Source organism: Stomatobaculum longum, assembly GCA_000242235.1.
In the GTDB taxonomy this organism is placed as follows: domain Bacteria; phylum Bacillota; class Clostridia; order Lachnospirales; family Lachnospiraceae; genus Moryella; species Moryella longum.
The window spans coordinates 1-19,750 of the sequence record JH590863.1 but is presented as its reverse complement, the minus strand read 5'-3'; the positions used below and the strand labels follow the sequence as shown (position 1 = coordinate 19,750).

The 19,750-nt window shown below is 56.1% G+C and carries 16 protein-coding genes, 2 tRNA genes and 1 rRNA gene; 7 read left to right on the top strand and 12 right to left on the bottom strand.

Annotated features, from left to right (window positions below; genetic code table 11):
- Window positions 1-154 precede the first annotated feature (154 nt).
- The gene (locus HMPREF9623_RS05900; protein ID WP_009532980.1) at window positions 155-2,005 is read left to right on the top strand and encodes a L,D-transpeptidase family protein; all 1,851 of its coding nucleotides are present in this window, start codon (window positions 155-157) and stop codon (window positions 2,003-2,005) included.
- Between the two features lie 98 nt (window positions 2,006-2,103).
- On the opposite strand, the gene HMPREF9623_RS05895 is transcribed toward HMPREF9623_RS05900, so the two are convergent.
- Complete coding sequence (locus tag HMPREF9623_RS05895) at window positions 2,104-2,520, bottom strand: acyl-CoA thioesterase (protein WP_009532979.1); 417 nt, start codon at window positions 2,518-2,520, stop codon at window positions 2,104-2,106.
- Between HMPREF9623_RS05895 and HMPREF9623_RS12150 the strand changes: the two genes are divergently transcribed.
- From HMPREF9623_RS12150 to HMPREF9623_RS05875, 4 genes are all read left to right on the top strand, one after another.
- On the top strand, window positions 2,519-3,112 hold the full coding sequence (locus HMPREF9623_RS12150) for a Y-family DNA polymerase (RefSeq protein WP_083826778.1): 594 nt from the start codon (window positions 2,519-2,521) through the stop codon (window positions 3,110-3,112). The two genes, HMPREF9623_RS05895 and HMPREF9623_RS12150, sit on opposite strands and share 2 nt — an antisense overlap.
- Window positions 3,113-3,382: 270 nt before the next feature.
- Window positions 3,383-4,084 (top strand): NYN domain-containing protein, encoded by a 702-nt coding sequence (locus HMPREF9623_RS05885; protein ID WP_009532978.1) that lies wholly within the window; start codon window positions 3,383-3,385, stop codon window positions 4,082-4,084.
- A gap of 360 nt (window positions 4,085-4,444) precedes the next feature.
- Window positions 4,445-5,833, top strand: coding sequence for a Y-family DNA polymerase (locus tag HMPREF9623_RS05880; RefSeq protein WP_009532977.1), 1,389 nt, complete (start codon window positions 4,445-4,447; stop codon window positions 5,831-5,833).
- 175 nt (window positions 5,834-6,008) lie between these two features.
- Window positions 6,009-7,391 (top strand): aminotransferase class I/II-fold pyridoxal phosphate-dependent enzyme, encoded by a 1,383-nt coding sequence (locus HMPREF9623_RS05875; RefSeq protein WP_009532976.1) that lies wholly within the window; start codon window positions 6,009-6,011, stop codon window positions 7,389-7,391.
- Between the two features lie 4 nt (window positions 7,392-7,395).
- Here the strand turns inward: HMPREF9623_RS05875 and HMPREF9623_RS05870 are convergent, their stop codons facing one another.
- Together HMPREF9623_RS05870 and HMPREF9623_RS05865 are read right to left on the bottom strand one after the other, a co-directional pair.
- Complete coding sequence (locus HMPREF9623_RS05870; RefSeq protein WP_009532975.1) at window positions 7,396-7,866, bottom strand: hypothetical protein; 471 nt, start codon at window positions 7,864-7,866, stop codon at window positions 7,396-7,398.
- A gap of 289 nt (window positions 7,867-8,155) precedes the next feature.
- On the bottom strand, window positions 8,156-9,004 hold the full coding sequence (locus HMPREF9623_RS05865) for a patatin-like phospholipase family protein (RefSeq protein WP_009532974.1): 849 nt from the start codon (window positions 9,002-9,004) through the stop codon (window positions 8,156-8,158).
- Window positions 9,005-9,239: 235 nt separating this feature from the next.
- On the opposite strand from HMPREF9623_RS05865, the gene HMPREF9623_RS05855 reads away from it, so the two are divergent.
- Window positions 9,240-9,863 carry an ECF transporter S component gene (locus HMPREF9623_RS05855; protein ID WP_009532973.1) on the top strand — a complete coding sequence of 208 codons (624 nt, stop codon included), beginning with the start codon at window positions 9,240-9,242 and terminating at the stop codon, window positions 9,861-9,863.
- A 98-nt stretch (window positions 9,864-9,961) separates the two neighbouring features.
- On the opposite strand, the gene HMPREF9623_RS05850 is transcribed toward HMPREF9623_RS05855, so the two are convergent.
- The 3 genes from HMPREF9623_RS05850 to HMPREF9623_RS05840 all read right to left on the bottom strand — a co-directional run bounded on the left by HMPREF9623_RS05850 (window position 9,962) and on the right by HMPREF9623_RS05840 (window position 13,110).
- A complete protein-coding gene (locus HMPREF9623_RS05850) occupies window positions 9,962-10,267 on the bottom strand; it encodes a hypothetical protein (protein WP_009532972.1) in 306 nt (101 codons plus the stop codon).
- Window positions 10,268-10,277: 10 nt separating this feature from the next.
- Window positions 10,278-10,631 (bottom strand): hypothetical protein, encoded by a 354-nt coding sequence (locus HMPREF9623_RS05845; RefSeq protein ID WP_009532971.1) that lies wholly within the window; start codon window positions 10,629-10,631, stop codon window positions 10,278-10,280.
- Window positions 10,632-10,917: 286 nt separating this feature from the next.
- Entirely contained in the window at window positions 10,918-13,110 is a 2,193-nt protein-coding gene (locus tag HMPREF9623_RS05840; RefSeq protein ID WP_009532970.1) for a Tex family protein, read from the bottom strand.
- Between the two features lie 315 nt (window positions 13,111-13,425).
- On the opposite strand from HMPREF9623_RS05840, the gene HMPREF9623_RS05835 reads away from it, so the two are divergent.
- The gene (locus tag HMPREF9623_RS05835; protein WP_009532969.1) at window positions 13,426-14,841 is read left to right on the top strand and encodes an amidophosphoribosyltransferase; all 1,416 of its coding nucleotides are present in this window, start codon (window positions 13,426-13,428) and stop codon (window positions 14,839-14,841) included.
- A gap of 854 nt (window positions 14,842-15,695) precedes the next feature.
- On the opposite strand, the gene HMPREF9623_RS05830 is transcribed toward HMPREF9623_RS05835, so the two are convergent.
- The 6 genes from HMPREF9623_RS05830 to HMPREF9623_RS05805 all read right to left on the bottom strand — a co-directional run.
- Window positions 15,696-17,069 carry an MATE family efflux transporter gene (locus HMPREF9623_RS05830; protein WP_009532968.1) on the bottom strand — a complete coding sequence of 458 codons (1,374 nt, stop codon included), beginning with the start codon at window positions 17,067-17,069 and terminating at the stop codon, window positions 15,696-15,698.
- A 745-nt stretch (window positions 17,070-17,814) separates the two neighbouring features.
- Window positions 17,815-18,348, bottom strand: coding sequence for a folate family ECF transporter S component (locus tag HMPREF9623_RS05825; RefSeq protein ID WP_009532966.1), 534 nt, complete (start codon window positions 18,346-18,348; stop codon window positions 17,815-17,817).
- Between the two features lie 88 nt (window positions 18,349-18,436).
- Window positions 18,437-18,802 (bottom strand): DUF488 domain-containing protein, encoded by a 366-nt coding sequence (locus tag HMPREF9623_RS05820; protein WP_009532965.1) that lies wholly within the window; start codon window positions 18,800-18,802, stop codon window positions 18,437-18,439.
- 108 nt (window positions 18,803-18,910) lie between these two features.
- A tRNA-Cys gene (locus HMPREF9623_RS05815) sits at window positions 18,911-18,981 on the bottom strand.
- 8 nt (window positions 18,982-18,989) lie between these two features.
- A tRNA-Asn gene (locus HMPREF9623_RS05810) sits at window positions 18,990-19,062 on the bottom strand.
- A gap of 62 nt (window positions 19,063-19,124) precedes the next feature.
- A 23S ribosomal RNA gene (locus HMPREF9623_RS05805) occupies window positions 19,125-19,750 on the bottom strand; the annotation flags it as partial.

Below are 19,750 nucleotides of genomic sequence, written 5' to 3'. Positions count from 1 at the left end.
AACACCGTTTTTTCACTGCGGCGGTTGACGCAATATGTTAAGATATTATGAGTTCTATGTTGCGCTCTGCGCATCGCGGGCTGTTCCGCACACTGTGGCAGCCCTGCTTCTCAACTGTATGAATTGACTCTGATTTCAGGAGGTATCCCAAGGTATGAAATTAAATCTGAAACGAGGCGCGGCCCTAGTGCTCTCTGCCTCAATGACCTTACAGGCACCTGTCCCCGCCTTCGCAAAGGTGTCCGGACACAGCGCAAACCCTGCCGCTTACAGCACTTCCGCAAGCAGCGAGGCGCAGCTCACCGCACCGGAGGGCACGGGCAGCCAGAGCAGCGCGGCTGCCGCAACTTCCGCACCGGCAGCGACATCCACCGGCACCGGCGCAGAGACTTCCGCTCCCGCCTCGACCGAGACCGAGGCGCAGACCTCGGCCGGCCAGCCTGAGATCGGCGGCCAGGCGACGAGCCTCGACGAAACCCAGAACGCAGCGCAATCGCAAAACCCGAGCCCTGCCTCCGATGCAACCAATCCGGACGCGAAGTTCCCGTCCAGCACCGCACAGTACACCGCTACCTACACGGCGACCGAGAAGTCGGTGAACTCCGACTACAGTCTGCCGGGCAGCGTGGATTTTGCGGGCAATCCGGGGCGCGATGACCTCTCCTCGATTTTCGAGAATGCGGGCTTTGAGGCACTCGGTACCGGCAACACCCCGGCGGACCCGGTTTTAAACCAGGTGCAGATTGCGACCTACCAGATGCGCGATGCGGCCGGCAATGTAATCGACGACACCGCGACCAATAACCCGGGCAAGGGTCTCTTCTCGGCGAACGGCTTCTCGAAGTTCTACATGATTCACTCCGGAATTGCACGCATGTACTACCGCGTCTACACCGATCAGCACGGCTGGAGCCCGTGGGCGGCTTCGAAGGAAATTACGCCCTACAACGAGGACGGCGCAAAGGTACAGGCCATCCAGATTCGCGTGAAGGGCATGGCGCACCGCTACAACGATGTCTACTACAAGGTCATGCTGAACGACGGCACCGTCCTCGACTGGGCAAAGAACGGCCAGACGACCGGTACCATGGGCTCCGACCGCTACATTGTCGGCATCCGCGTGGGCTTCTGGCACAACACCGAGCACTTCCCCTATGCTTCGAAGAACCTGATGGTCGGCAAGTATGAGGGCGCTTACCGCGACGGCACTGGCGTTCACTACTCCTCCCACAGCGGCACCCCGTACACGGGCTGGGGCTTCCTCGACAATGTCCAGCACTACTTCATTGACGGTGAACCGGCGCGCGGCTGGCACTATGTCGACGGCTACAAGTACTACTTCAACAACGACGGCTCCGTCGTGACCGACCTCGAGACCATCATGGGACCGCAGGCTTCCTACCAGATCAACTACAACCAGGGAACCCGCACCATGTACATCATGGCGAAGGACGGCGACAACGGCTACATCATCCCCTATAAGACCTTCAACTCGACGAGCGGCCCGGATACGCCGATGGGCAACTATAAGATTTACGCGAAGTACGATGTCAAGTACATGCACGACGATGTCCCGGCGGCCATCTACTGCAAGTACTTAAACCGCTTCTACAACGGCTTCATCATCCACTCGATTCTCTACTACAGCGCAAAGCTTGAGCTGGATGCGATCACCTTCAACTACATCGATGACGCGGCGTCCGGCGGTTGCCTCCGCCTGCTGACCGGTTACTCCTACTGGGTCTATAAGAACTGCGGCAACGGCACCGTGGTTCACATCTACAACGACCCGTGGAACAAGGGACCGGTTGAGAAGGATGCAATCGAGGTTCCGATTCCGCGCGACCAGAAGTGGGATCCGACCGACCCGAGCTCCGGCGAGGCAGCGGCGGCACTCCAGGCAGCGGCTCAGCTTGAGCAGCAGAAGGCAGCTGCGGTTGCGGCAGGCCAGCTGAAGCTCACAGCAGAAGAGCAGCAGCTCGCGGACGAATTGAAGAAGAACTAAAGCGCCTTTAAAAGCGCTCACAGCGACGTAAAACGCGGCGCGGGACTATCTCCCGCGCCGCGTTTTCTATTGTGAATTGTCCGGCTTTAAGTCTCCCCTTACTTCATTGCGTCCAGGATTGCATGAATTTCGGGCTTACTCCGCTTTAAGGAGATGAGTTTGTGTTCCGCATCGAGATAACAGTGTTCGCTCTCTCCGGTGCAGCGGAGCTCTCCGCTTGTTTTCTCTGTCACCCGATAGCAAAGCCGCATGCGCGCACCGTTGTAGTCCGCAATTTCGACCGCAATCCGGAGTGTCTCCGGAAAACAGGACATCATGTGATACTTCGCCGAGACCGAAACCACGGGGCTAATCACGCCCGCCGCCTCCATCTCCTCATAGCCGAGCCCGGCCTCTTCCATGGCCGCGGTCCGTGCCTCCTCAAACCAGCGAATATAGTTCGAGTGGTGCGCAATCTGCATCTGGTCTGTCTCGTAATACTGAATCTTGTGATCCCAAACGTAAGTCTTTCCCATGTTTCCTCCGGCGCAGGCGGAAACACATGTTCTTTTGCCCGCGCTCCTGCTATACTATCACATAGTAAGGCGCCTGGGTCTTTCAATTTTCGGAAGGAGGTCTCGCTTGTCCCGCATTGTTTTTCATATTGACGTGAACTCGGCGTTTCTGTCCTGGAGCGCGCTCGAGCGGCTCGAACAGAATCCGGACAGCGTTGACCTCAGAACCATCCCCTCTGCCGTCGCGGGCGATGTCGCCTCGCGCCACGGCGTCGTGACAGCAGCCTCGATTCCCGCCAAACGCTGCGGCGTACACAGCGGCCAGCCCGTGAGTTGCGCCCGCAGTGCCTGTCCCGGACTTGTGCTGGTCTCCGCAAACGCCCCGGGGCAAAGAGCCACTCGGCGGAGCTCACAACAACGACAGACATTGAGAAACGCAACGGAGCCACAGAGCTTGAGTTCCATATCGGAAAAGCTTTCTTTTCCGTCGATGAAGCCACCCGATCTCTTTTCCTTACGCAGTTCCGGCACTTCCTTGCCGGTGAAACAGAAGACACCGCCGGGGCCTAATCTAACCGACACTGGGAGCGCCTATACTATAAAGGCAGCATAGACTTTGTTTCGGATTCGGACAAATAGAGCACTCCCCGCACGCGCAGGGGTAATCCTAATTTTCCCAGTTTACGCATTCCCCGCATACGCGGGGGTGGGTGGGTATTCTGTATACTTTTTGTAAACTTCTTGCCCTCTGATTCAAGGCGTGCTACTATGTGGGTACCGATACACTTCGGCAATAAAAGTACACCCCTAGTAGTACCCCCCCATTATCAGGGACCGGGAGAGCCTAGGGGTGTTTTTTTGTGTCTAAAAAGAGGAGGATTCTATGATCAGAACAGCCATTATGATTGACGGGGCTTTCTATCGCCGTCGCGCTTATCATTTTTGGGGCGAAAAGCATCCCGAACAACGCGCTGCGGAACTCTATAACTATTGCAAGCAGCACATTGCGAAAAATGGACGCGAACCGGACCGTATGAGCTTGTACCGCATTTTCTATTACGACGCACAGCCTTCTTCACGCCGTATTTTTCATCCTCTTTTACAGCGCACCGTTGATCTTGGCAAAAGCGACACTTTCAAGTGGTCAAACGATTTCTATCAGGAACTTCGCCACCAACGAAAATTTGCCCTTCGCCTTGGTTATCTCGCCAGCGAACAAGCTTTCTATACCTTGCGCGAAAAATCCTTAAAGCGCCTCATGAACCGCACTTTGACTGTCGATCAGTTGACAGAAGCCGACTTCACATTGGAAATCAAACAAAAGAGCGTCGATATGATGATTGGCGTTGACATCTCTTCTGTGGCCTTCAAGAAGCAGGTCGACAGAATTATTCTGATTGCCGGAGACAGTGACTTTGTGCCGGCAGCAAAACAAGCCAGAAGAGAAGGCGTCGACTTCATACTTGATCCCATGAGAAAAGATATAAAGCCGGATCTCTTTGAACATATTGATGGTATACGGACAAATGCTCCGCACGAAAGAGCTGGGGACACCAAAGATTTGCGTGATGGGTCCCCGCAATGAGCCCGCACATGCATGTGCAACTGTGAACCGGCTGCGCAGCCGGAAGAAGCGGCTTAGCGTAGAGACATAAAAACAAACAAAATAAGGTGCCCACAACTGCAATTGCGGACACGCTTCCGAACCACGGATCATGATTCGGCTATGTATCGGTAGCAATATCACCAATTGTCCGTAAACCGTTCTCGCCGTGGATGATTCGCGCGTATCACACGCAAGACAGCATTGACAACTACGAGCGCGGCCATAACACAGGCATCATCAAAACTCTTGGGGGGGCCATCTCGATTCGTTCGCATTCGAGTGTGATATCATCACATAGTAGGGCGCATGGGTCTTTCAATTTTCGAAAGGAGGTCTCGCTTGTCCCGCATCGTTTTTCATATTGACGTGAACTCGGCGTTTTTGTCCTGGAGCGCACTCGAGCGGCTTGAACAAAATCCCGACAGCATTGACCTCAGAACGATACCCTCTGCCGTTGCGGGCGATGTCGCCTCGCGCCGCGGGGTCGTGACAGCCGCCTCTATCCCCGCAAAACGCCTCGGTGTGAAGAGCGGCGAACCGGTCAGCGCGGCGCTCCGCCTCTGCCCGAACTTAGTTCTGGTCGCTTCGAATTTTTCCTATTACCGCCGAAAATCCGTTGCCTTTCTCGAGATTCTTAACCGCCACAGTCCTGCGGTGGAGCAGTTTTCAATCGACGAGGCCTTTCTCGATATGAGCGCGCGCTTCTCGGACCGCAGGCGGGAAGAAGCCGCGATACGCGCGTGTGCGGCGGCCATTCAGACAGAAATCCGAGAGACCCTCGGCTTCACGGTCAATGTCGGCATCAGCGAAAATAAGCTCCTCGCCAAGATGGCGAGCGATTTTGAGAAGCCTGATAAAATCCACACGCTCTGGCCCGAGGAACTCTCCGCCAAATTCTACCCGCTCCCCATACGCGCCCTCTTCGGAGTCGGCGGCCAAAGCGCCGAAAAATTGCTGCGTTTCGGCATTCACACGATAGGCGAAGCCGCTGCGACGCCCTGTGAGGTCCTACAGCGCATTCTGGGGCCGAGTGCCGGGAAGGCCGTCTATCAGAGCGCGCGCGGCATCAACCACTCCGCCGTGCGGCGGGAGCGCCCGCAGGCAAAGAGCCACTCTGTGGAGCGCACAACAACGACAGACATCGAGAAACGCAACGCGGCGACCGAGCTCCCGCCCCTCCTCTCGGAACTTGCGGAAGAACTCTCCTCGCGCCTCAAAAAAGCAAACGTTCGCGCCGAGACGCTCGTGATTATCGCTAAAACAAGCTCTTTTCAGCGCCACACGCGCCAGCAGCGCCTCCTTGTCCCGAGCAACGAAAAAGAAGTGCTCGAGGCGAGCGCCCGCGAACTCTTTTCTGTCCTTTTGGAGGGCGAGGACGGTCTGTTCTCAAAGCGGGAGGCCCTGCGCCTCGTCGGGATCGGCGCCGCCCGCCTCGAAGACCCGCAATATCAACAGCTGTCCCTCTTCTCCCTGCCAAGCGCTGCGGAAGTGCGGGAAACAGAAGCTTGTGCTGCGGCGGAGGCAGCCGAGACCGAAAAACGTGCCGCGGCGGCGGCGGCCCAAGCCGAAAAGCGTAGAAAGCTCGGCGAAATGCAGGCCGCAATCTCCGCCCGCTACGGAGACAAGGCTTTGCTTCGCGGCGGGGCGCTGCTCTCTGCCGAGAGAAATGAGATACCAAACACGCAGATAAAATCAAAACAGCAGGGAGCTGAAATCAAAGAGCCCTGATACGAAATGCGCGAAGCAAGCAAACGGAAGGTCGATACCCCGGGCGCTATGACGGCACGCAGATACGCCGCTTCCAAATCACAAATTGCTGGACGCATCTCGGAATACCGAAGGCTCTTTTGAAGCGGACAGACACAAGATACCGATACCTAACGGAAGCAGGAAGGAAACGCCGATGAACACACCGATTTATGACTTTGTGAGCGATTACATACGCGCCGGGAGAAGCCGTCTCCACATGCCCGGTCACAAGGGACAGAGCGCCTTCGGCGCGGCGCTCTACGGCATTGAGGCGCGGGATATCACGGAGATTCACGGCGCGGATGTGCTCTCGGAGGCCACGGGCATCATAGGCGAGAGCGAGGCGAATGCGGCCGCCCTCTTCGGCACGGCGCTGACTCTCTACTCAACCGAAGGCAGCAGCCTTGCGCTCCGCACCATGCTGGCCTTAGCGCTCTCCCGCGCACCGCGCATCCCGGGCGAACGCCCGCTCCTCCTCGCCGCGCGAAACGCGCATAAGAGCCTCCTCTACGCAGCAGCTCTCCTCGACTTTGACATTGCCTGGATTTATCCCGATGACACAGCGCTGGACAGCGTCTGCTCCTGTCACCCGAGCCCGGATTCGGTATGCGCAGCGTTACGCACCCTGCCGCGCCCGCCCTTCGCTGTCTTTTTGACGAGCCCCGACTACCTCGGCTTTCTCGCAGACATCCGCGGCATTGTTCGCGCGGTCGATGCGCACTGCGGCAAGGGAGCAGTCCCCGTCCTCGTCGACAACGCCCACGGGGCCTACCTTCACTTTCTCGAAGAGCCCCTGCACCCCATGGATCAGGAAGCCTATCTCTGTTGCGACTCCGCGCACAAGACCCTGCCCGTCCTGACCGGTGGCGCCTACCTCCATTTCAGTGCAGAGGCAGCCGCGGAAGTCGGTTCGTCCGCGCGCCGCACCATGGAGCTCTTTGCCTCGACCAGTCCCTCGTATTTGATTTTACAGTCCCTTGACCTCTGCAATGCCTACCTCGCGGACAACTACCCGGCCCGCCTCTATGCCTGCATACGCCGCATTGAGGGGCTTAGCTACTATCTGCGCACCCTCGGTGCGGAACTCTGTGCAAGCGAGCCGCTGAAACTTGTGCTCGGCAGCGGCGCTCTTTCGGGGGAGGAGGTCGCGGCGCTCTTTCGCGCCCATCAGATGGAGGTCGAATTCGCGGATCTCTCCGCCGTGGTGCTCATGTTGACCCCGGAAAACCGGCCCGAGGATTTTCTCCGCATCGCCTCCCTCTACCGCGAGGAAGCCGCTCTCTGGACAAAAAAAGAGACGGCAAAAGAGCCGTCTCTTCGTCTTATTCCTCTGCCGCGTGTCTTAACGATACGGGAAGCCATGCTGTCTCCGCAGGAGACTGTCCCGGTCACGGAGGCCGTGGGGCGCATACTCGGCCAGCCCACGGTTTCCTGCCCGCCCGCCGTTCCGCTCGCAGTGAGCGGCGAACGCCTCTCGGCGGACTTGCTTCCGCTCTTTCTTCGCTACGGCGTCACCGAGGTCGCCGTCGTGCGGTAATCACTCAGAGGCTCTGTAAAACCAGCATCTGGTAGGCGTGATACGCCACCTGAACCGGCGCCGGGAGTAGCATATCCGCGGCCGCCTCAATGAGAATGCGGCGGTTTAAGCGCCGCTTCCAGAGGGAACTCATCTTCTTGCCCTGCTTCTTTAACTTCTTTAAGTCGACAAAGTCGACCGGCGTATTCTGCTCGATTTCCTTCTTGCCGAGCTCTGCCAGAGCGCGACGGTTTTCTTCGACCGCCGCCGCAAGATCCTCTTCGGAAATCCCGCGTATGGTCGCGAGCAGTCGCTCCCGGTCGCCGCGGAAATTCAGCGCAATGCTACCGGTCGCCCAGTAAGTGCGGATGCGCTGCACGCCCTCCGTCTTTTCGAGAAGCCCGTGCAGAGCCTCGTACTCCTTGTAAGAAAGCTGCCGTCCCAGAATCTTTACGCGGAGGCTACCACCGGTCTCATGTACCACCTTACATTTCATACTTTCCTCTTTCCATCCTCCTCTCGGCGAGAGAAGGCTTATTTTATTTAGCGAAAACTCACAGAGGAAAGTATAGCATAACTCGGCGAAAAATCATATTTCCGAGATCTTCTTCCGTTCTTCGATTGCAGGCACGCTGCGGATGCAACAACGATTCTTTTTCTGCCGAAACACCCATAAGATGTCTGTGCCGCTCCCGCGCACGTAGACCCGCGCCACGCCCAAGCTCACAGACGCGCATCCGTTCGCCGGGATTGCTCGCTATGCGGCTGCGAATATGGTGTTCTTCTCACTCCCCGAGGTAGGCACGGACTCGCTCCAGCGCACGTAAGCCCGCGCCGCGCCCAAGCTCATAGACACGCATCAATTCGCCGGGATCGCTCGCAATGCGGCTTATGCCGAGCTCCTCCCGGGGGTAAATTAAGAGCGCCCGCCCGCGCTCCGCCTCTTCCTCGACAAAGCGTATGTTCTGGTTGTAGGTGAGGTGGCGCATCTTCATCGCAAGGGAGGCGCGCGGATAGCCTTTCAGTGCTACCCCGACGATGGTCCCGGAGGCACCGCGTTCCTTCCGGTAGCCCTTGGGGCGTGTCAGAATCACCACGTTTTTCTCATAGCCGAGACTCAACATCTTTTTCAGCGGTATCGAATCGGTGATACCGCCGTCCAAGAGCTTATGCCCGTCCACCTCGACAATCCGCGCCACCAGCGGCATCGAGGCCGAAGCGCGCATGTACTCGACATCGTGGGCATCGCCCTTCTCGCAGCGGTAGTAAAAGGGCCTCCCGGTCTCCACATCGGTGCAGACCACATAGAACTCCATCGGATTCTTTTGAAAGGTCTCCGTGTCAAAAGGGAACTTTTCAAACGGCACCTCGCGATAGGCAAAATCCTTGTTATAGAAGTCGCCTGTCAGTAAGAGGGATCGGAGCGAGCCGTAGCGCGGGTCCGCGCCGTATTTTAAGTTATAGCGGAGCACGCGCCCCGGCTGATTGGACTTATAGTTGCAACCGAACACAGCGCCCGCGGACGTGCCGATGGCGCCCTCAAAGACAATTTTATTTTCCAAGAAGACATCCGTGACACCCGCGGTAAAGAGCCCGCGCATGCCGCCGCCTTCCATGACCAACCCACGTTTCATAGACTATCCTTTCCGTGTAAGAACCATACAGTCTGCATTATAGCGAATTCCGATTGCGACTTGCAAGCTTCCGGTCTTTTCAGCCTGCCGTTTCGTGCTATAATAAGCCTGCTTCGGCACAATTCCCGCCGCACCTTCGGCAGCAGGGAACTGCGGCTCTCCGGAGCGGAACCCGCGGCAGCGTCCGCACATCTTGTTTCGTCGTATCTCCGAGAGAACGACAGAAAGGACAACTATGTATACACCCAAAAACCGTATTCTCTACCTGAGCCAACTTGCTCTCCTCGTTGCGATTGAACTCGTGATGAAGTTAGTCGGCCTCGGCTCCGTCCCCATCGGCCCGCTGTCGATGTCCTTCTTAACGGTCCCGATTGCGGTCGCAGCCATCCTGCTCGGACCCTTCGCGGGCGCCGTGACCGGCGCTGTCTTCGGCATCACCGCATTTTATGAGTGCGTGAGCGGAACTTCGCCGCTCGGCCTCGCGCTTCTGCAGTTCAGTGTATTCCACACCTTTATGCTCTGTGTGACCATGCGCATCCTCGTGGGGCTCTGCACCGCCTGGATTTTCCGCCTGGTGCTCGGCGCGAGCAAGCGGAAAAATCTCTCCTTCCTGATCGGCGCCGTTGCAGCGCCCCTCACGAACACGATTTTCTTCATGGGCTACATGGTTCTTTTCTTCTATCAAACCGAGCCGATTCAGGCCCTTGCGAGCGCACTCCACGCGACCAATCCCCTCGCCTTCATTGTGCTTCTGGTCGGCCTGCAGGGCGTGATCGAAGTCGTGGTGAGCGGCATCGTGAGCACCCTGATTGTGAAAGTCCTGTCCCGCCTCCTCGCGGCGCAGCAGGAAATTCGCTGATTGCGTTTTTCACTGAAGCTGTGCCATGAAAGCGAAAAAGAGCTTGTCATCCGCCGGATGACAAGCTCTTTTTTCTTCTGTTTTCCCGGTTCGTGCGCTCACCCCAGGCGCTGCCGTACAAGCATAAACAACAAGGCAGCCATCAAAATGCCGAATTCCGCCTTCGAAAGCAGCTTCTCTTCAAGGCGGTGCAGACAGTATAACGCGGCATCCGCCTCCTGTAACTTCTGCGCCCGCTCGGAACGGAGCAACCGCTCGCTGTCCATACGGCATATCAGTAAGCTACCGATGAGCCAGAGTATTCCCAAGCCTGCCGCAATTTGCAAAAGCGGCAGCTCTGACAACAGCTTTGACGCGAGTACTTCCGCCACAGCCAAGGAGATAATCAGCACGCCCAGCACCATACAACTCCTCTCATGACATATGAAACTGCGCAATGCCGAGTATCGCTGCAATTCCCAAAACAAGACGCTCTGCCGGAATCACCCTGGTCAGGTAAAAGCGCTGCAGACGATACAGGTCTGTATCCGTCTCCCGCAACGCCTGCAGGCGCTTATGATTCAACAGATGTTCTCTGTCCGTTCGAACCTGAATGAAATAGAAAACCAGCCAAAGCGCCCCTGCAGACAGCAAAGCAATCAGAAAAAACATTCCGAACTGTGAAAAATAACGCTTTGAAAGAAAAGTTACTACAACCAACAGCGCAACCAACAGTTCAAACGCAATGCGAAGCACAAAGAGACGGTGCAAGGTCTTGTAATTTGACATAACAGTTCCCTCCGTAAAAGGCCATTTAACATATAACCTTCCCCACTTGTGCCGACATACTCTGTCACTACACTTCACACGGCGGTGACCGGTCCTGCTTCTACGCCGCGTCTGCTCTATCCGCGGACTGCCAAAGAATGATGCTCCCCGGCGAGACTTCCTAAGAAGCTCTATATACTAATATTACTATATACCTCATTTTTTCAAGAAAAGGCAATCTTTTATGTGTTTTTTTTATCGCCCCTGTATGATTGTCCCGGTTCAATCCTATCGGGCGAACCTTTTCTCAGCCCAGTATCATCGACAGCCCGATTCTCTGCTTCTTGACATCGGCCTCGACCACCTTGACCTCGACAACGTCGCCGACTTTCACGACCTCCGAGGGGTGCTTCACGAACTTGCCCTTCTTCATGCGGGAGATGTGCACGAGGCCGTCCTGGTGTACGCCGATGTCCACAAAGGCGCCGAAGTCAATGACGTTTCGCACGGTGCCGCGAAGTATCATGCCGGGCTTCAAATCCTCAATCTGCAGCACATCGCTCTTTAAGATGGGCTTCGGCATGTCCTCGCGGGGATCGCGCCGCGCCGTCGTGAGTTCCTTCTCGACACTCTCGAGCGTAACCTCGCCGACCGAGAGCTGCTCCGCGAGCGCCTTTCGCTTTGCCTTATTGAGTTTAAAGCTGAGACGACCCTCTCGAAGCTTCTCCTCGCTCTCCCCCGCCGCATCGAGAATGGCCTTCGCGAGCGCATAGCTCTCCGGGTGCACGCCGGTATCATCGAGCGGGTTCTCGCCGCCGCTGATCCTTAAGAAGCCCGCGCACTGCTCAAACGCCTTGGGCCCGAGCTTCGAGACTTTTAAGAGCTCCTTCCGGTTCTTGAATTTGCCGTTCTCTTCGCGGTAGCTCACAATATTCTTTGCCGTGGTCTTCGTGATGCCGGAGATATAGCGGAGCAGAGGGGCCGAAGCCGTGTTTAAATCCACGCCGACCGCGTTCACGCAGTCCTCGACCACGCCCTCCAGCGCCTCACCGAGACGCTTCTGCTCCATGTCGTGCTGATACTGCCCCACGCCGATGGACTTCGGGTCAATTTTCACGAGCTCCGCAAGCGGATCCTGTACGCGGCGCGCAATCGAGGCCGCACTGCGCTGTCCCACATCGAACTCCGGAAACTCCTCGGTCGCAAGCGCACTCGCGGAGTAGACCGAAGCGCCAGCCTCGTTCGTAATCACATAGGAGACCTTCTGCGGAAGCTTCTTTAAGACCTCCGCGACAAACTGCTCGGACTCGCGGGAAGCCGTGCCGTTTCCGATCGAGATCAGGGTCACACCGTACTTCTCGATAAACTCTCGCAGCTTCTCCGCCGCCGCGCGCTGTTTCTTCTCATTGGTCGGCATGGTCGGGTAGACCACCGCAGTGTCCAGCACCTTGCCGGTCTCGTCCACGACCGCGAGCTTACAGCCCGTGCGGAAGGCCGGGTCCCAGCCGAGCACCACCTCGCCCGCAATCGGCGGCTGCATGAGCAGCTGATGCAGGTTCTTCCGGAACACCTCAATGGCGCCCGTCTCCGCCGCCTCGGTGAGCTCGTTCCGAATGTCGCGCTCCACCGCAGGCGCCATGAGACGCGCGTAGCTGTCCGTAATCGCGCGGTCCATCGCCTCGGCAGTGTTCCTATTCTCTGCCTTAATCAGGCGGCCGCGGAGGGTCGCCAGAATCTCCTCACTCGGTGCCTCGATGTAGACCCGCAAAATCTTTTCCTTCTCGCCGCGGTTCATGGCGAGCACGCGGTAGCCGGTCGCCTTCATCAGAGGCTCGCGGAAGTCATAGTAGGTCTCGTAGACCGCCCGCTTCTCTCTCTCCTTCTCGGCTTCGTTCTGCTTCTCCGCGCTGCCCTTCTGCTCGCGCCGCGCCGCGCAGAGCTGACCGCCCCGCTTGGTCGTGTCGCGCACGTAGCTTCGAATGACGCGCGCGTCGGAAAAGCGCTCCGCGAGTATATCCAGAGCGCCCTGGATGCAGAGTGCCGCAGTACCGATGCCCTTCTCCTCGGAGATGAAGCGCTCGGCCTCTTCCTCGAGACTCTTCTCGGTCTTCTGCGCCCAGATGAGATCTGCGAGTTCGCTTAAGCCGCGCTCTATGGCCACCGTAGCGCGGGTGCTGCGCTTCGGGCGGTAGGGGAGGTAGATGTCCTCGAGCTGCACCAGAGTCTCCGCCGCATCAAGCTGCGCGCCGAGCGCCTCCGTCATCTTCCCCTGCTCCGTAATCGCCGCGCGTATCTTTTCGCGGCGCTCTTCCAGATTGCGAAGTGCGGTGAGCCGCGTATCAAGGGTGCGCAGCTGTTCATCGTCCAGCGAGCCGGTCACTTCTTTCCGGTAGCGGGCAATGAAGGGTATGGTCGCGCCCTCGTCAATCAGCTGCACCGCTGCGTCAACCTGCTCTGTCCGGACGCCGAGTTCCTCTGCAATTTTCTGATGAATGTTCAAATGATCTCCTCCTGCGCGATAGTATTTTTCTATTTTAATATGTCTCTGTCCGAATTACCAGCCTTCGCCACTGAGCCCCCGCCCGACAGCTGTCAATCGACATGGCTTGTTTTCCTGCGCTCACTTTCGTGAAAAAATGCGTCCACTCTGCATACCTATGTGCAAACCATATCTTTTTTCACTTGTTTTCCGCTTGTCTCTACCCAAAAACCGGCACTGTTTCCGCCACCCGCGCCTTGCATTCACCACTTGAATCGATTATGATTTTCACGAAGTCTTTGGTATCATGTATGCGCACTTTGAAAGGAAGGTCCTATGGGCGGTATCTTTGCATCGGCACTCAAGGAAGATTGTGTCTTTGATCTCTTCTTCGGCACGGATTATCACTCCCACCTCGGCACCCGCCGCGGCGGCATGGCTGTTTACGGAAAGGACGGCTTCGACCGTTCCATTCACAACATTGAGAACAGCCCGTTCCGCACCAAGTTTGCGGACGATGTCAAGCAAATGCACGGCAATCTCGGCATCGGATGTATTTCGGACTATGAGGCGCAGCCCCTCATTGTGCGCTCTCACCACGGCACCTACGCAATCACAACCGTAGGTCGCATCAACAACCTGAATGTTCTCTCGGATGAGCTTTTAAAGAACAACGGCTCTTCCTTCCTCGAGATGAGCGGCGGTATCATCAACCCGACGGAGCTCGTTGCCTCTCTGATTAACCGGAAGGACAACCTGATTGACGGCCTCCGCTATGCGCAGGAAATGATTGACGGCTCCATGAGCATTATGCTCCTGACCCCGCAGGGCATTTACCTGTCCCGCGACAAACTCGGCAGAACGCCGATTGTCATCGGCAGAAAGGACGAGGGCTTCTGCGCTTCGTTCGAGAGCTTCGCCTATCTGAACCTCGGCTACGAGGATTTCCGCGAGCTCGGCCCCGGCGAGATTGCCGTGATGACGCCGGAGGGTGTCACGACGCTCTCCGCCCCCGGCAAAAAAATGCGCATCTGCACCTTCCTCTGGGTCTACTACGGCTATCCGTCTTCTTCCTACGAGGGTGTGTCCGTCGAGGCCATGCGCGTGCGCTGCGGCCAGGAGCTCGCAAAGCGCGACCATATGACCCACGACCAGATTGACTCGGTCGCCGGTGTCCCAGATTCCGGCACCGCACACGCCATCGGCTATGCGAATGAGTCCGGCGTCCCGTTTGCGCGTCCCTTCATCAAGTACACGCCGACCTGGCCGCGCTCCTTCATGCCGACCATCCAGGACAAGCGCGATCTCATCGCAAAGATGAAGCTGATCCCGGTGCATGAGCTCATTGAGGGACAGCGCCTCCTCTTAATCGACGATTCGATTGTCCGCGGCACGCAGCTCCGCGAGACCACGGAGTTCCTGTACCGGAGCGGCGCAAAGGAAGTTCATGTGCGCCCCGCCTGCCCGCCGTTGCTCTTCGGATGTAAGTATCTGAACTTCTCCCGCTCGACCGGCGAGATGGAGCTCATCACGCGGCGCATGATTCGCGACGCCGAGGGCGAGAATGTGAGCCGTGAAGTCCTGAGCGACTACGCAAATCCGGACTCCGAGCGCTATCAGGCGATGCTCGATGTGATCTGCAAGCAGCTGAACTTCACAACCCTCCGCTATAACCGCCTCGACGACCTCATCAAGGCTGTCGGCATCGACCGCGACAAGCTCTGCACCTATTGCTGGGACGGTCGGGAATAAGCACCCGATAACGCACGAAAAAGCACTATTCTCTTTGAGAGCAGTGCTTTTTTATTTCCGAACACTCGCCGGTTCTTCCGCGTACATTCCCTTTCACAGTTCCTTTGCCGAAAACGGATTTATTCGTCTCTCTATGTTTAGACCTCTACAATCTATCGGCATGGCCCTGCGTCTTGCATTCCCCCCTTCAATCTGATTGTTCGTATGTATGTCAATTAGGTCCCGTAGCGAAGCAATCGCATCAGCAAATTTCTCGCCTTGACAAGGCGTTCATGCGTCGGTCTACGCTGACCGCTCTCATCTACTGTCATCCGGTTCAAACATGAGCGAAACAGACAAAAAGAGCCGGTATCAGTTCCCTGTGCTCACATCCCCTCATGTCGGAATTGAATTTTCCTCATCTGTTTTTTCGCAAACACAAACTCGGTTGTAATCCTCACTGAGCAGGTATTGCGGTGCCACCGCTAAGTTCCGGCCTTATTCCGCCCGCATTTCATACAAGGCCTTCCATCGCCCTTTATCTTGTTTCAAAGAAGATAAAAGTTCCTCCGCGCTTCATTCTGCCGACGTTGCAGGGCTTTCTATCAAACTCTTTTTGTCCTATAACTCTCTTTTTGCCCTATAACTCCTTTTTGTCTTATAACGCTCTTTCATATAAAAACGGCTCCCGTCGCCTGTGCGAAGAGAGCCGTAAAAAGGGAGGAGGCCGGGTGCTTTCGCCCCCGGCCAGTATATGAAAAAAAGATGTTCGCGGTTTCCCGCTTGCTATGTCTATATGATAGCGAAGAGTCGTGATGAATTCATGTGCGACTTGTAACTCTTTTTCAAAGAAATCATGAACAAACTATGAATGCTCAGTCCTCCCGAATGCCGATTAACAGGCGCAGTTTCCGCAGGCAGTGGTGAAAGGCCGGGATCAGGAAGCAGTCCGCCGAGAGCCAGGCAAGCGGCGAGGCAAAGAATACCGCGTAGATACCAAAGAAGCGAACACCGATAAAACCGACCAGGGTGCGCGCAATCATCTCCGAGACGCCCGAAAGAATCGCAAAGCCGGAGTATCCCATGCCCTGAATCGTAAAGCGCCATATATTGACGACGGCGAGTGCAGCATAGAACGCGGAATTTGCGAGCAGGAAGAGACGCGCCTGCCGCACAATCTCCGTCTGATCCGGCGAGAGAAAGAGCAGCGGCAGCTGATTGCCGAACAGGAAGCAAATCAGGAAGGCGAGCAGGCCGTAGGCAATGCCGATTCTGGTCGCGACATAGACGCCGTCCTGCACGCGCTGTAACTTGCCCGCGCCGACATTCTGTCCCGCATAGGTCGCCATCGTCGCACCGAGCGCATCGTAGACGCAGCAGAAGAACATACTGATTTTCTGACCCGCCGTCACCGAGGCGACCGTCACCGTGCCAAGCATATTGACGGCGCTCTGCAAAATGACGGAGCCGATTGCCGTGATGGAATACTGCAGCCCCATCGGCAGTGCCATTGAAAGTAGAATCCGGCATTTCCGCGCATCAAACTGCATCTCCCGCGGCGCAAAGCGAAGCAGCGGGAACTTTTTCCGCATGTAGAAGATGCAACAGATTCCGGATACCGCCTGCGAGAAGACTGTCGCGAGCGCCGGGCCGTTCACACTGAAGCCGAAGCCGACAATCGACACAAAATCGAGGACAATGTTCACGACGGAGGCGAGAATCAGAAAATAGACCGGCGTCTTGGAATCACCCAGTGCGCGAATCAGGCTCGCCGTCACGTTGTAGAGGTATGTGGTCGGTATCCCGAGGAAGATGATGAAGATATACTGATACGCATAGGGCAGAATGTCCTCCGGCGTCTGCGTCAGAATGAGCAGCTGCTTTGTTAAGAGCGCCACAAGCCCCGTCACCGCTACGGAGAAGATCAGCGAGAGCCAAATCGTATTCGCGATGAATTTCCGCATATCCACATAGTCCCGCGCGCCGAAGCGCTGTGCGACCGGAATCGCGAAGCCCGAGGACATGCCGATCACAAAGCCGTTGATCAGAAAGTTAATGGCCGCTGTCGAGCCGACGCCCGCAAGCGCCTGAACACTCAGAAAGCGTCCTACAATGACGGTATCCGCCATGCTGTAAAATTGCTGAAACAAGGTGCCGAGCAACATCGGAATCGCAAATCCCAAAATCAATGCGGTCGGGCTTCCGACCGTCATATCAACAATTGCACTTCCTTTCTTTTTCGTTGTCATACTGTATCCCCCAAAATAACGATAAAAAAACAGGACTGACCGAAAACGCGTCAATCCAACTGCATGTTGTTCCGTTATACACGCTCTCGCCGTAGATTGCAAGCGGCGGAAACGCTTCCTTTTTTACCATTCCCTTATATTGCATACAAAACCGCCTCAAAACCCGGTTGCGACACAGGTTGTCCCGCGACACCCCGTGCGACTTTTTTGATGCCGTTCTACCGCGTCACAGGGTTTTCCGACACTCTTTTTGTCCTGCTTCGCTTCTTGATAGGATACTCCGGCTTATGAGCTTCCCTTCTGTAGAAAAAGGCTTGCCGCCTGCGCTTTGCTAAAACACCCTCTCCGAAAAGCAATGAAACTACCTCTCCGGAACTGTTCGGAACGCGGTGAAGTCCGAATTTTCAGAATCGTTCTTTTGCGGAGATAGCGCCGCATTGCCTGTACTTTACAAAAACAAAAAATGCAGAGAGACTGTAACTCTGCTTCTCTGTGGTCGTTCTCAACGATATAACAGGATACTTAAGACGCGCTCTTTTGCGGCAACAGCGTCATGTCTCTGTGCTGTGCTAAAGCCCCCCTGAGAAGCAATCATCTGCCCTTCGAGACTGTTCGGAACACCGTGAAATTCGAATCTTCGGAAGGCTCCTTTGCGGCACTGTCACCTGCGCTTTGCCAAAATAAAAACCGCAGAGAAGCAATGACTCTGCCTCTCTGCGGTTGTTCTCAACGATATAACGGATGCTTAAGACGCGCTCTTTTGCGGCAACAGCGCGGAATCGCTCGCGATTCGCTTGACAAGTTTCAGAATCGCATAGAGCAGGATGCACTCCGGCACGAAGAGAATCGCTGCCTTGATGAGTCTCGTCTTGACCAGGAGATGCAGCGCCTTGCCGTACATCATGGACAGCCAAATCGGATTCAACAGGAAACTAATCAATACAGTGTTAATCAGGCGGGCAATGACGACACGCTGCATCGACACCGGCTTCCGATAGAGAATCAGGCCGTAGACCACGCCGTTGATGATCGCGTTCAGTGTAAAGCCGGGGAAGAAGGGCCCCGTGGGACGCACCACATAGCCGAGCAGATCCGAGAGTGCGCCGACCGTTCCGGCCACAAAGGGTCCGAACAGAAAACCTGCGCTCGCGTTGGCGAGAAAGGCGAAGCTGAACTCCAATGTCGGCGTAATCGCAATTTTCAAAAACTTGAGCGTCACCGCGAGCGCCACAAGTAAGGCTGCCACTGTCACCGACTTTACGTTCTTCATGTGTTCCATGCTTTTTTCCTCCTGAGAAAAGTGCACTACGTTTCTTTATTTTATTGTTCGCCTGTTTCTTTCGAATCTGTCTGCCGCACGAGGACTTTTACAAACGCTTCTCTACCCAGTCCTTTAAGATCAGCACATGGTTGCAGGTCGGGCTTTTTGCGCCGTAAACCAAGGTCACATTTTCGGTCTTCAGCGTATCCCGGATGTAATCCACAAACGCCTCGCCCCGCGGATTGGCATCCAGTTCCTTCCGGTAGAGTTCCGAGAAGGTAGCAAAGCGCTCCTCCTCATGCCCGAACCACTTTCTGAGGTCCGGTGACGGCGTAATCTCCTTGTCCCAGCGCGTCAGTGCCGCCCGTTCCTTGGAGATACCTCTCGGCCACAAGCGGTCCACCAGAATCCGGCAGCCGTCCGTCGGCGCTGCGGGTTCGTAGACGCGCTTCATTTCCAGCACTCCCGCCATTTTCATATCCTCTTTTCTTGGTTTGGACCTCGTACATCCAAGATTTATTATAGATTCTTCCGGTTTTTTTGCAACAAAAAAACCGGCCCTTCGGACCGGTTTCGCGAGAGGCGACAACCGGATTCGGACCGGTGATCAGGGTTTTGCAGACCCACGCCTTACCACTTGGCTATGTCGCCATATTAAGCTCCTCGTGTTGGACTCGAACCAACGACACCGCGGTTAACAGCCGCGTGCTCTACCGACTGAGCTAACAAGGAATATTTACACCCTGAAAATCGCACACAGAACTTTTATCTATTCATCTCTTTTCCCAAACCCTTTGGTTAAACCCTCGACCGATTAGTAAGAGTCAGCTGAACGTGTCGCCACGCTTACACCTCTCTCCTATCTACCTTGTCGTCTTCAAGGGGTCTTACCGCTTTCGCATGAGATATCCCATCTTGAGGGGGGCTTCACGCTTAGATGCCTTCAGCGTTTATCCCGTCCCGACTTGGCTACCCGGCCATGGGGTTGCTCCCCAACCGGTGCACCAGTGGTCAGTCCATCCCGGTCCTCTCGTACTAAGGACAGCTCCTCTCAGATATCTTACGCCCGCGCCGGATAGGGACCGAACTGTCTCACGACGTTCTGAACCCAGCTCGCGTACCGCTTTAATGGGCGAACAGCCCAACCCTTGGGACCGACTTCAGCCCCAGGATGCGATGAGCCGACATCGAGGTGCCAAACCACTCCGTCGATGTGAACTCTTGGGAGTGATAAGCCTGTTATCCCCAGGGTAGCTTTTATCCGTTGAGCGATGGCAATCCCACTTTATACCACCGGATCACTAAGTCCTACTTTCGTACCTGCTCCACCCGTCGGTGTCGCAGTCAAGCTCCCTTCTGCCTTTGCGCTCTTCGAATGGTTTCCAACCATTCTGAGGGAACCTTTGAGCGCCTCCGATAC

Coding starts and splice junctions, on each gene's coding strand:
- HMPREF9623_RS05900 (WP_009532980.1), top strand. CDS start 155: ATGAAATTAAATCTGAAACGAGGCGCGGCCCTAGTGCTCTCTGCCTCA.
- HMPREF9623_RS12150 (WP_083826778.1), top strand. CDS start 2,519: ATGTTTCCTCCGGCGCAGGCGGAAACACATGTTCTTTTGCCCGCGCTC.
- HMPREF9623_RS05895 (WP_009532979.1), bottom strand. CDS start 2,520: ATGGGAAAGACTTACGTTTGGGATCACAAGATTCAGTATTACGAGACA.
- HMPREF9623_RS05885 (WP_009532978.1), top strand. CDS start 3,383: ATGATCAGAACAGCCATTATGATTGACGGGGCTTTCTATCGCCGTCGC.
- HMPREF9623_RS05875 (WP_009532976.1), top strand. CDS start 6,009: ATGAACACACCGATTTATGACTTTGTGAGCGATTACATACGCGCCGGG.
- HMPREF9623_RS05870 (WP_009532975.1), bottom strand. CDS start 7,866: ATGAAATGTAAGGTGGTACATGAGACCGGTGGTAGCCTCCGCGTAAAG.
- HMPREF9623_RS05865 (WP_009532974.1), bottom strand. CDS start 9,004: ATGAAACGTGGGTTGGTCATGGAAGGCGGCGGCATGCGCGGGCTCTTT.
- HMPREF9623_RS05855 (WP_009532973.1), top strand. CDS start 9,240: ATGTATACACCCAAAAACCGTATTCTCTACCTGAGCCAACTTGCTCTC.
- HMPREF9623_RS05850 (WP_009532972.1), bottom strand. CDS start 10,267: ATGGTGCTGGGCGTGCTGATTATCTCCTTGGCTGTGGCGGAAGTACTC.
- HMPREF9623_RS05845 (WP_009532971.1), bottom strand. CDS start 10,631: ATGTCAAATTACAAGACCTTGCACCGTCTCTTTGTGCTTCGCATTGCG.
- HMPREF9623_RS05835 (WP_009532969.1), top strand. CDS start 13,426: ATGGGCGGTATCTTTGCATCGGCACTCAAGGAAGATTGTGTCTTTGAT.
- HMPREF9623_RS05830 (WP_009532968.1), bottom strand. CDS start 17,069: ATGACAACGAAAAAGAAAGGAAGTGCAATTGTTGATATGACGGTCGGA.
- HMPREF9623_RS05825 (WP_009532966.1), bottom strand. CDS start 18,348: ATGGAACACATGAAGAACGTAAAGTCGGTGACAGTGGCAGCCTTACTT.
- HMPREF9623_RS05820 (WP_009532965.1), bottom strand. CDS start 18,802: ATGGCGGGAGTGCTGGAAATGAAGCGCGTCTACGAACCCGCAGCGCCG.